This is a genomic window from Streptomyces sp. NPDC056580 (assembly GCF_042793175.1).
GTDB lineage: Bacteria > Actinomycetota > Actinomycetes > Streptomycetales > Streptomycetaceae > Streptomyces.
In genome coordinates this window covers 263,754-277,127 of the sequence record NZ_JBHTVE010000012.1, presented here as the reverse complement: position 1 = coordinate 277,127, position 13,374 = coordinate 263,754, and the positions used below count along the sequence as shown (strand labels likewise).

Below are 13,374 nucleotides of genomic sequence, written 5' to 3'. Positions count from 1 at the left end.
CACCCTTCGTCCGGGACGGACCGTCCGGGGTGCCGCCGGGCGTCGCGCGGCAGGGGCCACCTTCGCTACAGGCCCTGGGCCCGTCCCGCCTCGTCCTCCACCGTGCGGTCGCGGCCCGCGACGAAACCGACCACCATCTGGGGCACCATCAGGCCCGCCATCAGGGCGATCGGCAGTCCCCAGCCGCCGCTGTGCTGGTAGAGCACGCCGACCAGCAGCGGTCCCGGGATGGAGATCAGATAGCCGGTGCTCTGCGCGAACGCGGAGAGCTGGGCCACGCCGGCCCCGGTCCTGGCCCGCATGCCGACCATGGTCAGCGCGAGCGGGAAGGCGCAGTTGGCGATGCCGAGCAGCACGGCCCAGGCCCAGGCGCCGCCGGCCGGCGCCAGGTACAGGCCGGCGTATCCGGCGAGGCCGCACACGCCCAGGGCCAGCACGATCGGGCCCTGGTGGGGCAGCCGGGTGGCGAGGCGCGGGATCACGAAGGCCAGGGGGACGCCCATCACCATGGTGACGGCGAGGAGCAGGCCGGCGGTGCCGGCCGGGACGCCGGAGTCCCGGAAGATCTGCGCCATCCAGCCCATCGTGATGTAGGCGGCGGTGGCCTGGAGCCCGAAGAAGACCGCGAGCGCCCACGCGGTGCGGCTGCGGGTGATGCGCAGCGGGTGCGTCTCCCGGCCGTCCGGCGCCGTGCGCACCGGCTCCTGGGCGGTGGGCTCGTCCCGCCTGCGCACCAGCGGCAGCCAGGGCAGTACGGCGGCGGCCGCGAGAGCCGCCCACACGGCGAGGCCTGGCTGCCATCCGCCGCCCAGCGCGCCGGTCAGGGGCACGGTGACCGCGGCGGCGACGGAGGTGCCGAGGGCGAGGGCCATCGAGTACAGACCGGTCATGGAGCCGACCCGGTCGGGGAACCAGCGCTTGACGATGACCGGCATCAGCACGTTGCTGACGGCGATGCCCATCAGGGCGAGCGCGCTGGCGGCGAGGAAACCGGCCGTCCCGCCGGCGTAGGGGCGTATCAGCAGGCCCGCGGTGATGGCGGCCATGCCGGCGCAGACCACGGCGGCCGGCCCGAAGCGGCGGGCCAGCCTGGGAGCGGTGACGCCGAAGACGGCGAAGCAGAGCGGGGGCACGGAGGTGAGCAGTCCGGCCACGCTGCCGCTCATGCCGAGTCCGTCGCGGACCTCCTCCAGCAGCGCGCCGAGGCTCGTGATGGCGGGGCGGAGGTTGAGCGCGGACAGCACGATGCCGGCGACGACGAGGCGGGTCGCCCAGGCACGTGCGGGCGGGGTCGCCCGGGTTCCCGGGGGTGTACTCGTGCCGCGTCCGGTCGAGGGCATCTCCGTACGGGTGTCCGCGATCCGCGTTTGCTCACTGGCCATGCCGCACATCATAGAATCATGGGATGATTGGTTGTCCACTCCCCCGGCGGCAATGTCCGGGAACCACGTGCGAAGGTGTGCCATGCCTCTGAGCCACCCGCGCCGTTCGGCGCTCTCCGAGCAGGTCATCGCGGAGCTGCGGGCGCAGATCGCCTCCGGCGAGTGGCCGGTGGGTTCGCGCATCCCGACCGAGCCGGAACTGGTGGAGCAGCTCGGCGTCGCCCGCAACACCGTCCGCGAGGCCGTGCGGGCGCTCGCGCACAACGGTCTGCTGGACATCCGGCAGGGCTCGGGGACCTATGTCGCGGCGACGAGCGAGCTGGCCGGCGTGATGCACCGCCGTTTCGCCGGGGCCGACCCGCGGCACATCGCGGAGCTGCGCTCGACGCTGGAGTCGGCGGCGGCGCGGCTGGCCGCCGAGCGGCGCACCGAGAAGGACCTCAAGCAGCTCGACGCGCTGCTGGTGCGACGCGAGGAGGCCTGGGAGTCCGGCGAGGCGGAGGCCTTCGTGACGGCCGACGCGACCTTCCACCTGGCGGTGGTGGCGGCCTCCCACAACGACGTCATGACGGCGATGTACGCCGACCTCGGCGAGGTGCTGCGGGACTGGCTGCGCGCCGACGTCGGCGGCGGCCTGACCCCCGAGACGCACATGGACCACGCCCGTCTGGTGGACGCGATCCGCGCCGGTGACGCGCGTGCGGCGGCCGAGGAGGCCGCGAGCTATCCGTTCCTGTGCCGGCCGGGCAGGTTCAGCGCGCCTTCTGGTGGCTGATCCACACCGAGCGGACCTCCTTCCAGCAGCGGCCGGTCAGCCGCACCGTCAGGGCCGCGCCGGTGTTCACGGGCGCGCTGTCGGTGTCGATGTCCCACCACCGGGCGCACTCGATGTGCAGGCGCACGCGGTCGGTGTCGACGTAGGGGTTGTGGCAGTAGGCGACGACGCGCGAGCCGGTGACGGCCGTGCGGCAGGCGGCGCCGAACAGTTCCGGCGCGGGCGGCTTGCCGTCGCTCCCGCGCGCGTGGCACAGCGTGGCGTACGGCAGACAGAGCACGAGCGCCGCGGCCACGGTCACCGGGGCCGGGCTGCGGGACAGGCGCACAAGGGGACCTCCTCGGCCGGGCTGCGGAGGGATGCGCGGGGTGACGCTGCCTCCAGGGTGCGCCGCCGGCCACCCGCCCCGCCCGGCCGGATACGCCGGACGAGTGACGCCCCGCTCCCCACGCGCTGCGGGGAACGGGGCGTCGGCGGCGTACGGGGCTCACCCGCGCGGTGCGCGGGTCACCGTGTGCCGTGCGCGGCTCAGGCGCCGATGGCGTGCAGGCCGCCGTCCACGTGGACGATCTCGCCGGTGGTCTTCGGGAACCAGTCGCTCAGCAGGGCGACGATGCCGCGGCCGGCCGGCTCGGGGTCCTTGAGGTCCCACTCCAGCGGGGAGCGGGTGTCCCACACGGCGGCGAGGTCGCTGAAGCCCGGGATGGACTTGGCGGCCATGGAGCCGAGCGGGCCCGCGGAGATGAGGTTGCAGCGGATGTTCTGCTTGCCCAGGTCCCGGGCGATGTAGCGGCTGGTGGCCTCCAGCGCGGCCTTGGCCGGTCCCATCCAGTCGTACTGCGGCCAGGCGAACTGCGCGTCGAAGGTGAGGCCGACGACCGAGCCGCCGTTCTGCATCAGCGGCAGGCAGGCCATGGTCAGCGCCTTCAGGGAGAACGCCGAGACGTGCATGGCGGTGGAGACCGACTCGAACGGCGTGTTGAGGAAGTTGCCGCCGAGCGCGTCCTGCGGCGCGAAGCCGATGGAGTGCACGACGCCGTCCAGGCCGCCCAGCTCCTCGCCGACGAGGTCGGCCAGCCGCCCGAGGTGCTCGTCGTTGGTGACGTCCAGCTCGATGACCTTCGCGGGCTTCGGCAGCTTCTTCGCGATGCGCTCGGTCAGCGTGGGCCGCGGGAAGGCGGTCAGGATGACCTCGGCGCCCTGCTCCTGGGCCAGCTTCGCGGCGTGGAAGGCGATGGAGGCCTCCGTCAGCACACCCGTGATCAGGATGCGCTTGCCCTCGAGAATTCCGCTCATGGTGATCAGTGACCCATTCCCAGTCCGCCGTCAACGGGGATGACGGCTCCAGTGATGTACGAGGCGTCGTCCGAGGCGAGGAACCGCACCGTCGCGGCGATCTCCTCCGGCTGCGCGTAGCGGCCGAGCGGCACCTGGGACACGATGTCCTTGCGCTGCTCGTCGGTGAGCACCTTGGTCATGTCGGTGTCGACGAAGCCGGGCGCGACGACGTTGAAGGTGATGTTGCGCGAGCCCAGCTCACGGGCGAGGGAGCGCGCGAAGCCGACGAGGGCGGCCTTGGAGGCGGCGTAGTTCGCCTGCCCCGCCGAGCCGAGCAGGCCGACCACCGAGGAGATCAGCACGACGCGGCCCTTGCGGGCCCGCAGCATGCCGCGGTTGGCGCGCTTGACGACGCGGAAGGTGCCGGTGAGGTTGGTGTCGATGACCGAGGTGAAGTCCTCCTCGGACATGCGCATCAGGAGCTGGTCCCGGGTGACGCCGGCGTTGGCGACGAGGACCTCGACGGGACCGTGCTGCTCCTCGATCTCCTTGTAGGCCTGCTCCACCTGCTCGGGGTCGGTGATGTCGCACTTGACGGCGAGGAAGCCGGCCGGCGGCTCACCCGAGCGGTACGTGATCGCGACCTTGTCGCCGGCGTCGGCGAAAGCGCGGGCGATGGCGAGGCCGATGCCCCGGTTGCCTCCGGTGACGAGAACCGAGCGGCTCAACGGATCACCCTTTCGATAGCGGTCTGATGCGGTACGGCACCCGCCCGAACACCTCGATGACAGGCGGCTTCATCGAAAACCTATCGGTAGCGCCCCTTCCGTGGGCAAGCGGGCACCGACAGTGGCTGAAGTGCGTCACTGTCGGGTCCCTACAGAAAGCACACCGGGCGGAGCGAAACCTGTGGTCCGCCGACCCGCTGTCGGGACATGATCGGACCGACAGGCCACGACAGCAGGGAGACCTCCGTGCCTCATTCCATCGACGAAGCCTTCACGGCGCTGCCGCTGAGGGCCCTGGCCGACGCCGCGCTGGCACGCGCGCGGGCGCTCGGGGCCGAGCATGCGGACTTCCGGTTCGAGCGGGTGCGCAGCGCGTCCTGGCGGCTGCGGGACGCCAGGCCCGCGGGATCGTCGGACACCACCGACCTCGGCTACGCGGTCCGGGTCGTGCACGGCGGTACCTGGGGCTTCGCGTCCGGGGTCGACCTGACCATGGACGCGGCCGCCCGGGTCGCCTCCCAGGCGGTGGCGATGGCGAAACTCTCCGCGCAGGTCATCAGGGCGGCCGGGTCGGACGAGCGGGTGGAGCTGGCCGACGAGCCGGTGCACGCGGACCGGACGTGGATCTCGTCGTACGAGATCGACCCGTTCTCGGTGCCCGACGAGGAGAAGGCCGGACTGCTGGCGCAGTGGAGCGCCCGGCTGCTGGCGGCGAACGGCGTGGACCACGTGGACGCCTCGCTGCTCACCGTGCACGAGAACAAGTTCTACGCGGACACGGCCGGCACCGTGACGACCCAGCAGCGGGTACGGCTGCACCCGCAGCTCACCGCGGTGTCGGTGGACGAGTCGAGCGGCGAGTTCGACTCCATGCGGACCATCGCGCCGCCGGTGGGCCGGGGCTGGGAGTACCTGACGGGCACCGGCTGGGACTGGGACGCCGAGCTGGAGCGGATCCCGGAGCTGCTGGCGGAGAAGATGCGGGCGCCGAGCGTGGAGCCGGGCCTGTACGACCTGGTCGTCGACCCGTCCAACCTGTGGCTGACCATCCACGAGTCCATCGGGCACGCCACCGAGCTGGACCGCGCCCTCGGCTACGAGGCCGCCTACGCCGGCACCTCCTTCGCCACCTTCGACCAGCTCGGCAAGCTCAGGTACGGCTCCGAGCTGATGAACGTCACCGGCGACCGCACCGCCGAGCACGGCCTCGCGACCGTCGGCTACGACGACGAGGGCGTCGAGGCGCAGTCCTGGGACCTGGTGAAGGACGGCACGCTGGTGGGCTACCAGCTCGACCGGCGGATCGCCCGGCTGACCGGGTTCGAGCGGTCCAACGGGTGCGCGTTCGCCGACTCGCCGGGGCACGTGCCGGTGCAGCGGATGGCCAACGTGTCGCTGCGGCCGGACCCCGCGGGGATGTCCACCGAGGACCTGATCGGGGGCGTGGACCGGGGCATCTACGTGGTCGGCGACCGCTCCTGGTCGATCGACATGCAGCGCTACAACTTCCAGTTCACCGGGCAGCGCTTCTTCCGGATCGAGAACGGCCGGATCACCGGGCAGCTCAAGGACGTCGCCTACCAGGCGACGACCACCGACTTCTGGGGCTCGATGGCCGCCGTGGGCGGCCCGCAGACCTATGTCCTGGGCGGCGCCTTCAACTGCGGCAAGGCCCAGCCGGGCCAGGTGGCCGCCGTGTCCCACGGATGCCCCTCCGCGCTGTTCAGGGGCGTCAACATTCTGAACACCACCCAGGAGGCCGGCCGATGAGCGCCCGTACCAACAAGCCGCACGAGGTCGTCGAGCAGGCGCTCGCGCTGTCCCGGGCCGACGGCTGCGTGGTCATCGCCGACGAGCAGTCGACCGCGAACCTGCGCTGGGCGGGGAACGCGCTCACCACGAACGGTGTGACGCGTGGCCGTACGCTCACTGTGATCGCGACCGTGGACGGCAAGGAGGGCACCGCGTCCGGCGTCGTGTCCCGGTCCGCGGTGACGGCCGCGGAGCTGGAGCCGCTGGTACGGGCCGCGGAGGCCGCCGCGCGCGGGGCCGGGCCCGCCGAGGACGCCCAGCCGCTGGTCGGCGACGTGCCCCCGTCCCCGGACTTCACCGACGCGCCCGCCGAGACCTCCTCCGCGGTGTTCGCCGACTTCGCCCCGGCGCTCGGCGAGGCCTTCGCCCGCGCCCGGGCCGGCGGCCGTGAACTGTACGGCTTCGCCAACCACGAGCTGGTGTCGACGTACCTGGGCACCTCCACCGGGCTGCGGCTGCGGCACGACCAGCCCACCGGGACGCTGGAGATGAACGCCAAGTCGCCGGACCGCACCCGTTCGGCGTGGGCGGGCCGGTCGACGCGCGACTTCAAGGACGTCGACCCGGGCGCGCTCGACGCCGAGCTGGCCGTGCGCCTGGGCTGGGCCGAGCGGCGCGTGGAGCTGCCCGCGGGCCGGTACGAGACGCTGCTGCCGCCGACCGCGGTCGCCGACCTGCTGATCTACCAGCTCTGGTCGGGCTCGGGCCGGGACGCGGCGGAGGGCCGCACGGTGTTCTCCAGGCCGGGCGGCGGCACCCGGGTCGGCGAGAAGCTGAGCGAGCTGCCGCTGACCCTGCGCAGCGACCCGCACGAGCCGGGCCTGGAGTCCGCGCCGTTCGTGGTCGCCCACTCCTCCGGCGGCGACCAGTCGGTGTTCGACAACGGGCTGCCGGTGCGGGCCACCGACTGGATCGACGAGGGCGTGCTGCGGAACCTGACCACGACCCGGCACAGCGCGGGCCTGACCGGGCTGCCGGTCGCCCCGGCGCCCGGGAACCTGATCCTCGACGGCGGTCAGGACCGCTCCCTGGAGGAGATGGTCGCGGACACCGGACGCGGGCTGCTGCTGACCTGCCTGTGGTACATCCGCGAGGTGGACCCGGCGACGCTGCTGCTCACCGGCCTCACCCGGGACGGCGTCTACCTGGTGGAGGACGGGGAGGTCACCGGCCAGGTGAACAACTTCCGGTTCAACGAGTCGCCGGTGGACCTGCTGGGCAGGGCGGAGGAGGCCGGGCGCACCGAGAAGACGCTGCCGCGCGAGTGGAGCGACTGGTTCACCCGGGCCGCGATGCCCGCGCTGCGGATCCCGGACTTCAACATGAGTTCGGTCAGTCAGGGCGTATAACCTCGTAGTCGGCTGTCACCCGACCGCCCGAAGATCTTCAAGGAGACACGAGAACCGTGACGGACATCGTCGACGAGCTGAAGTGGCGTGGGCTGTTCGCCCTGTCCACCGACGAGGACGCCTTGCGCAAGGCGCTCGCGGACGGTCCCGTCACGTTCTATTGCGGTTTCGACCCGACGGCGCCGTCGCTGCACGTGGGGCACCTGGTGCAGGTGCTGACCGTGCGCCGGCTCCAGCAGGCCGGGCACCGGCCGCTGGCGCTGGTCGGCGGCGCGACGGGGCTGATCGGCGACCCGCGCCCGACCGCCGAGCGCACGCTGAACGACCCGGAGACGGTGGCCGGCTGGGTGGGCCGGCTGCGCGGCCAGATCGAGCCGTTCCTGTCCTTCGAGGGCGAGAACGCCGCCGTCATGGTGAACAACCTCGACTGGACGGAGGGCCTGTCCGCGATCGAGTTCCTGCGGGACATCGGCAAGCACTTCCGGGTGAACAAGATGCTCACCAAGGACTCCGTGGCCCGCCGGCTGGAGTCCGACCAGGGCATCAGCTACACCGAGTTCAGCTACCAGATCCTGCAGGGCATGGACTTCCTGCAGCTCTACCGGCGGTACGGCTGCACGCTCCAGCAGGGCGGCAGCGACCAGTGGGGCAACCTCACGGCCGGCCTGGACCTGATCCACCGGCTGGAGCCGGACGCCGACGTGCACGCCCTGGCCACCCCGCTGATGACCAAGGCGGACGGCACCAAGTTCGGCAAGACCGAGGGCGGGGCCGTCTGGCTCGACCCGGAGATGACCACGCCGTACGCGTTCTACCAGTTCTGGCTGAACGTGGACGACCGGGACATCTCGCGGTACATGCGGATCCTGTCCTTCCGGTCCCGGGAGGAACTGGAGGAGCTGGAGCGGCAGACCGAGGAGCGCCCGCAGGCCCGTGCCGCCCAGCGCGCGCTCGCCGAGGAGCTGACGACGCTGGTGCACGGCGCCGGTCAGACGGCCGCGGTGATCGCCGCGTCCAAGGCGCTCTTCGGCCAGGGCGAGCTGGCGGAGCTGGACGACAGGACGCTGTCGGCCGCTCTGTCCGAGGTGCCGCACGTCCAGGTCACCGAGCTGGGCCCGGTGACCGACCTGTTCGCCGAGGTCGGTCTGGTGGCCAGCAAGTCGGCCGCCCGCCGGACGGTCAAGGAGGGCGGCGCCTACGTGAACAACGCGAAGGTGACCGCGGAGGACGCGGTGCCCGCCCGGGAGGACCTGCTGCACGGGCGCTGGCTGGTGCTGCGCCGGGGCAAGAAGAACCTGGCCGCGGTCGAGCTCAAGCCGGCCTGAGACACGCCGGAGGCCTGAGACAGGCCGGAGGGCGGCTCCCCGTCGCGGGGGGCCGCCCTTCGGTGTGTCCGCCGTCAGACGCGCTGCCGTTTGTGCTTGCCGATCGTCGCCATGTAGAGGGCGTCGATCACGGCGACGATGATGATCGCGGCGACGATCTGGAAGATGTGCCGGCTCCAGTCGATGCCCTTGGTCTGCGCGACGCCGAGGGCGGCCGCGATCGCGTTACCGGCGATGGCGCCGAGGATGCCGCCGATGGTGGTCAGCCACAGGGGGCTGTGCTGCTTGCCGGGGATGACCGCCTTGGCGATGAGGCCCAGCACGAAGCCCACGATGATCGCCCACAACCAGCCCATGGCTTCCTCCTCGTACCGATCGGCGTGAGCACTACGGCAAGTTTCCGCGTGCGGGCCGTACGCCGCATGTCGGGTGCGCCCGTACGTGGTCCGACCCACGGCCATCGCGGGGACGGGCGGCGCCCCGGTCTCGTGGGCGATCGGGTCGCGGCGTAACGTGGAGATGTTCCGCACGGGCCCCGCGCCCACGCGGACGACGGTTTGCGGGCCATGGGAGTCCGATGCGGGCGGATGGTGGAATGTGATGCGGAAGCAGCACGGCGGCGACGTCCAGGTGTTCCGGATCACGGGCGCCCGGACGGGTCTGGCCGAGGACGTGCGGGGCCGGCAGCGGCGGTACGTCATCTCGATGACGATCCGGACCGCCTCGGTGATCCTCGCGGCGACCCTGTGGAACGTCGAACGGTACGTGGCCATCGTGGCCCTGGTGCTCGGCGCGGTGCTCCCCTACATCGCGGTGGTGATCGCGAACGCCGGCCGGGAGCGGCCGCCCGCTCTTCCGTCGACCTTCGTCACGGCTCCGACGCGGCCGATGATCACGCCGCCGCGCGCGGAGGACGGGAGCGCGAAGGCGGAATCCGTACCGGAGGACCTGTCGGCGGAGCCGGGAACGCGGGGGTCCGGCGAGCGGCCGGGACGGGCCTGACAAGGCGGCCACGGGACGGTGGACCGGACCCGTCGCCAAGCTCAAGAAAAGCTCAATTCATTCGTGCGGTTCGGTGCCGGACGCAGGGTGACCCATGACATACTGCGTACGCGCTCCGCATCCCCCGTCGGAGCGACGGACCGACGCCGGGCAGCTCCCCCCGTGGCTGCTCGGCGTCGCCTTGTTTACGGGGGCCCGGTGAGACGGAACCAGTGAAGAGCCTGTGAGTGACGAGACCCCCATCTGCTCCGCCAAGGGCTGCCGTGCCACCGCCGTGTGGGTGCTGGCCTGGAACAACCCGAAGATCCACACGCCGGAGCGGCGCAAGACGTGGCTCGCCTGCGAGGAGCACCGCGAGCACCTCTCGCAGTTCCTCGGGGTCCGGGGGTTCCTCAAGGACGTGGTGAGGTTCGAGGAGTGGCGGGCGGCCGAGGAGTCGTGAGCCCCCGTCGCCGGATCACCGTCCGCCGTTCTCGCGACAGGCCCTGACAGGCCCTGACAGGCCCTAGCCGCCGATCGCCGACATCGGCCGGTCCGGCTGGACGAACGACGGGTCGTCGAGGCCCGCGCCGGCCTTCTTGCCCCACATCGCCAGGCGCCAGAGGCGGGCGATCTCCTCGTCGGGGGCACCGGAACGCAGGGCCGCTCGCAGGTCGGTCTCCTCGGTGGCGAACAGGCAGGTCCGTATCTGTCCGTCGGCCGTGAGCCGGGTGCGGTCGCAGGCGGCGCAGAACGGGCGGGTGACCGACGCGATCACGCCGACGCGGTGCGGGCCGCCGTCCACCAGCCAGCGCTCGGCCGGCGCCGAACCCCGCTCGTCCGCCCCCTCGGGGGTGAGGTCGAAGCGGGTGCGCAGGGAGGCCAGGATGTCGCCGGCGGTCACCATGCCGTCGCGCTTCCAGCCGTGCTGGGCGTCGAGCGGCATCTGCTCGATGAAGCGCAGTTCGTAGTCGTGCTCCACCGCCCAGGCCAGCAGGTCCGGGGCCTCGTCGGCGTTCAGCCCCGGCATCAGGACCGAGTTGACCTTGACCGGGTCGAGACCCGCCTCGCGGGCGGCCTCCAGGCCCTCCAGGACGTCACGGTGGCGGTCGCGGCGGGTGAGTGTCTTGAAGACGTCCGGGCGCAGGGTGTCCAGGGATACGTTGACCCGGTCCAGGCCCGCCGCCTTCAGGGCGGAGGCGGTGCGCCGCAGACCGATGCCGTTGGTGGTGAGGGACATCTGGGGACGGGGCTCCAGCGCGGCGACCCGCTCGACGATGCCGGCCAGGCCGGGGCGCAGCAGGGGCTCGCCGCCGGTGAAGCGGACCTCCTCGATACCGAGCAGGGCGACCGCGATGCCGATGAGGCGAACGATCTCGTCGTCCGTGAGCAGGTCGGGCTTGGCCAGCCACTGCAGGCCTTCCTCGGGCATGCAGTAGGTACAGCGCAGATTGCACCGGTCGGTCAGCGAGACCCGCAGGTCGGTGGCGACTCGGCCGTAGGTGTCGATGAGCACGTGGGCCCCCTCCCTCGGTACCGGACATCATTCTCCGTCACGTGTGAGCCTACGTGAGAGGACCGACAACGGCGGCGGCCCGATCCCACGAGGCATGGCGGGGCCGCGTCGTAGGACCGTACGATCCCGCACGACGCGGCCCGTCGTCACCAGGGTCAGTGCGCTCCCGTGCCGGTCAGGGACCGCACCTCCAGTTCCGCGTACTTGCCCGTGTCCGGGACCTCCTTGGAGAGCAGGGTGCCCACCGCGCCCAGCAGGAAGCCGACCGGGATCGAGATGATGCCCGGGTTCTCCAGCGGGAACCAGTGGAAGTCGGCGTCCGGGAACATCGAGGTCGGCTTGCCGGACACCACCGGCGAGAACAGCACGAGGCCGACCGCGGTGACCAGGCCCCCGTAGATCGACCACAGGGCGCCGGAGGTGGTGAACCGCTTCCAGAACAGGCTGTAGAGGATGGTCGGCAGGTTGGCGGAGGCGGCGACCGCGAAGGCGAGGGCGACCAGGCCGGCCACGTTGAGGTCGCGGGCCATGGCGCCGAGCACGATGGAGACGGCGCCGATACCGACGGTCGCCCAGCGGGCCGCGCCGAGTTCCTGCTTCTCGGTGGCCTGCCCCCTCTTGATGACGTTGGCGTAGATGTCGTGGGCGAAGGAGGACGACGAGGCGAGGGTGAGGCCGGCGACCACCGCGAGGATGGTGGCGAAGGCGACGGCGGAGATGCTGGCGAGCAGGATGGCGCCCCAGTTGGAGTCCACTCCGCCGAGGTGCAGGGCGAGGAGCGGCGCGGCGGTGTTGCCCGCCTTGTTGGAGGCGATGATCTCGTCCGGTTTGATCAGCGCGGCGGCGCCGAAGCCGAGGGCGAGGGTCATCAGGTAGAAGGCGCCGATCAGGCCGATCGCCCAGATGACGGACTTGCGGGCGGCCTTGGCGGTCGGGACCGTGTAGAAACGGATCAGGATGTGGGGCAGGCCCGCGGTGCCGAGGACCAGGGCGATGCCGAGGGAGATGAAGTCCAGCTTCGTGGTGCCGGTGCCGCCGTACTTCAGGCCGGGTTCCAGGAACGCCGAGCCCTTGGCGCTGTTGTCGGCGGCCGTGCCGAGCAGGTCGGAGATGTTGAAGTGGAACTTCAGCAGGACCAGGAAGGTCAGCAGCAGGGCGCCCACGATCAGCAGCACCGCCTTGACCATCTGGACCCAGGTGGTGCCCTTCATGCCGCCGATGGTGACGTACACGATCATCAGGACGCCGACCAGGGCGACGATGCCGATCTTGCCGCCGTCGCTGGTGATGCCGAGCAGCAGCGAGACGAGCACGCCGGCGCCGGCCATCTGGGCGAGGAGGTAGAAGATCGACACGACGATGGTGGAGGTGCCGGCGGCGGTACGGACGGGCCGCTGGCGCATCCGGTAGGCCAGGACGTCGCCCATCGTGTAGCGGCCGGAGTTGCGCAGCGGTTCGGCGACCAGGAGCAGGGCGACCAGCCAGGCGACCAGGAAGCCGATGGAGTACAGGAAGCCGTCGTAGCCGAAGAGGGCGATGGCGCCGGCGATGCCGAGGAAGGACGCGGCGGACATGTAGTCGCCGGAGACGGCCAGGCCGTTCTGGAAGCCGGTGAACTGCCGTCCGCCGGCGTAGAAGTCGGCGGCGTCCCTGGTCTGCCGGCCGGCCCAGACGGTGATCACGAGGGTCGCGGCGACGAACACCGCGAACAGGGTGATGATCAGCGTCCGGTGCTCGCCGGCCTCGCCTGCGGCGAGCAGGGTGTGCTGTGCGGGGCTCATGCTCCGCCCTCCATCCGGGACTTGATGGCCTCGGCCCGCGGGTCGAGCTTGGCGGCGGCGTGCCGCGCGTACCACCAGGCGATGAGGAACGTGGTGAGGAACTGTGCGAGGCCCAGGACGAGGGCCACGTTGACGTTGCCGGCCACCTTGGTGCCCATGAAGCCGCCCGCGTAGCAGGACAGCAGCACGTACAGCAGGTACCAGGTGATGAAGGCGATGGTCAGGGGGAACGCGAAGGAACGGTTGGCCCGGCGCAACTCGCCGAACTCCGCGCTCTGCTGAACCTCGACGAACTCCTCGGTGGAGGGAAGGTGGGCTTGCGGTTTCGCGGGTGGCGGTGTCTCGGTGGCCACGGGCTCTCCTCGCGTCGGACCTGCGCTGCGTCGACCTCAGGGACGGGGAATCACGTTACCGGCAGTCGCCGGGCGACTGCGGTGAGTGGTTCCG

Annotated in this window: 14 protein-coding genes; 6 read left to right on the top strand and 8 right to left on the bottom strand. The window is 71.6% G+C overall.

Annotated elements, in window-relative coordinates:
• Nucleotides 1-65: 65 nt before the first annotated feature.
• Nucleotides 66-1,340 (bottom strand): CynX/NimT family MFS transporter, encoded by a 1,275-nt coding sequence (locus ACFQ9Z_RS27085; RefSeq protein WP_383023895.1) that lies wholly within the window; start codon nt 1,338-1,340, stop codon nt 66-68.
• 124 nt (nt 1,341-1,464) lie between these two features.
• Between ACFQ9Z_RS27085 and ACFQ9Z_RS27080 the strand changes: the two genes are divergently transcribed.
• Nucleotides 1,465-2,157, top strand: coding sequence for a FadR/GntR family transcriptional regulator (locus ACFQ9Z_RS27080; RefSeq protein WP_383023816.1), 693 nt, complete (start codon nt 1,465-1,467; stop codon nt 2,155-2,157).
• Here the strand turns inward: ACFQ9Z_RS27080 and ACFQ9Z_RS27075 are convergent.
• The 3 genes from ACFQ9Z_RS27075 to fabG form a co-directional block, all read right to left on the bottom strand.
• Nucleotides 2,135-2,485, bottom strand: coding sequence for a hypothetical protein (locus ACFQ9Z_RS27075; RefSeq protein ID WP_383023813.1), 351 nt, complete (start codon nt 2,483-2,485; stop codon nt 2,135-2,137). The two genes, ACFQ9Z_RS27080 and ACFQ9Z_RS27075, sit on opposite strands and share 23 nt — an antisense overlap.
• A gap of 200 nt (nt 2,486-2,685) precedes the next feature.
• On the bottom strand, nt 2,686-3,453 hold the full coding sequence (gene fabI, locus ACFQ9Z_RS27070; protein WP_143637854.1) for an enoyl-ACP reductase FabI: 768 nt from the start codon (nt 3,451-3,453) through the stop codon (nt 2,686-2,688).
• Between the two features lie 5 nt (nt 3,454-3,458).
• Nucleotides 3,459-4,163, bottom strand: coding sequence for a 3-oxoacyl-[acyl-carrier-protein] reductase (gene fabG / locus ACFQ9Z_RS27065; protein ID WP_383023810.1), 705 nt, complete (start codon nt 4,161-4,163; stop codon nt 3,459-3,461).
• A gap of 246 nt (nt 4,164-4,409) precedes the next feature.
• On the opposite strand from fabG, the gene ACFQ9Z_RS27060 reads away from it, so the two are divergent.
• From ACFQ9Z_RS27060 to tyrS, 3 genes are read left to right on the top strand one after another with little or no spacing between them, the layout of a single operon-like run.
• Nucleotides 4,410-5,933 carry a TldD/PmbA family protein gene (locus tag ACFQ9Z_RS27060; protein WP_383023807.1) on the top strand — a complete coding sequence of 508 codons (1,524 nt, stop codon included), beginning with the start codon at nt 4,410-4,412 and terminating at the stop codon, nt 5,931-5,933.
• A complete protein-coding gene (locus tag ACFQ9Z_RS27055; RefSeq protein ID WP_383023804.1) occupies nt 5,930-7,324 on the top strand; it encodes a metallopeptidase TldD-related protein in 1,395 nt (464 codons plus the stop codon). The genes ACFQ9Z_RS27060 and ACFQ9Z_RS27055 overlap by 4 nt, the downstream gene beginning before the upstream one ends.
• Before the next feature lie 56 nt (nt 7,325-7,380).
• Nucleotides 7,381-8,649: a tyrosine--tRNA ligase gene (tyrS, locus tag ACFQ9Z_RS27050; protein ID WP_383023800.1), complete on the top strand. Its 1,269-nt coding sequence runs from the start codon at nt 7,381-7,383 to the stop codon at nt 8,647-8,649.
• Between the two features lie 74 nt (nt 8,650-8,723).
• Here the strand turns inward: tyrS and ACFQ9Z_RS27045 are convergent, their stop codons facing one another.
• Nucleotides 8,724-9,005 (bottom strand): GlsB/YeaQ/YmgE family stress response membrane protein, encoded by a 282-nt coding sequence (locus ACFQ9Z_RS27045; RefSeq protein WP_383023796.1) that lies wholly within the window; start codon nt 9,003-9,005, stop codon nt 8,724-8,726.
• 244 nt (nt 9,006-9,249) lie between these two features.
• On the opposite strand from ACFQ9Z_RS27045, the gene ACFQ9Z_RS27040 reads away from it, so the two are divergent.
• Nucleotides 9,250-9,651, top strand: a complete 402-nt coding sequence (locus ACFQ9Z_RS27040; RefSeq protein ID WP_383023793.1) for a DUF3099 domain-containing protein — start codon at nt 9,250-9,252, stop codon at nt 9,649-9,651.
• A gap of 223 nt (nt 9,652-9,874) precedes the next feature.
• Nucleotides 9,875-10,093: a hypothetical protein gene (locus ACFQ9Z_RS27035; RefSeq protein WP_143637842.1), complete on the top strand. Its 219-nt coding sequence runs from the start codon at nt 9,875-9,877 to the stop codon at nt 10,091-10,093.
• A gap of 63 nt (nt 10,094-10,156) precedes the next feature.
• On the opposite strand, the gene moaA is transcribed toward ACFQ9Z_RS27035, so the two are convergent.
• The 3 genes from moaA to ACFQ9Z_RS27020 all read right to left on the bottom strand — a co-directional run bounded on the left by moaA (nt 10,157) and on the right by ACFQ9Z_RS27020 (nt 13,280).
• Nucleotides 10,157-11,146 (bottom strand): GTP 3',8-cyclase MoaA, encoded by a 990-nt coding sequence (moaA, locus tag ACFQ9Z_RS27030; RefSeq protein ID WP_383023789.1) that lies wholly within the window; start codon nt 11,144-11,146, stop codon nt 10,157-10,159.
• Nucleotides 11,147-11,301: 155 nt separating this feature from the next.
• Entirely contained in the window at nt 11,302-12,927 is a 1,626-nt protein-coding gene (locus tag ACFQ9Z_RS27025) for a cation acetate symporter (protein ID WP_383023786.1), read from the bottom strand.
• Nucleotides 12,924-13,280, bottom strand: a complete 357-nt coding sequence (locus ACFQ9Z_RS27020) for a DUF485 domain-containing protein (protein WP_383023783.1) — start codon at nt 13,278-13,280, stop codon at nt 12,924-12,926. The genes ACFQ9Z_RS27025 and ACFQ9Z_RS27020 overlap by 4 nt, the downstream gene beginning before the upstream one ends.
• Between the last annotated feature and the right edge of the window lie 94 nt (nt 13,281-13,374).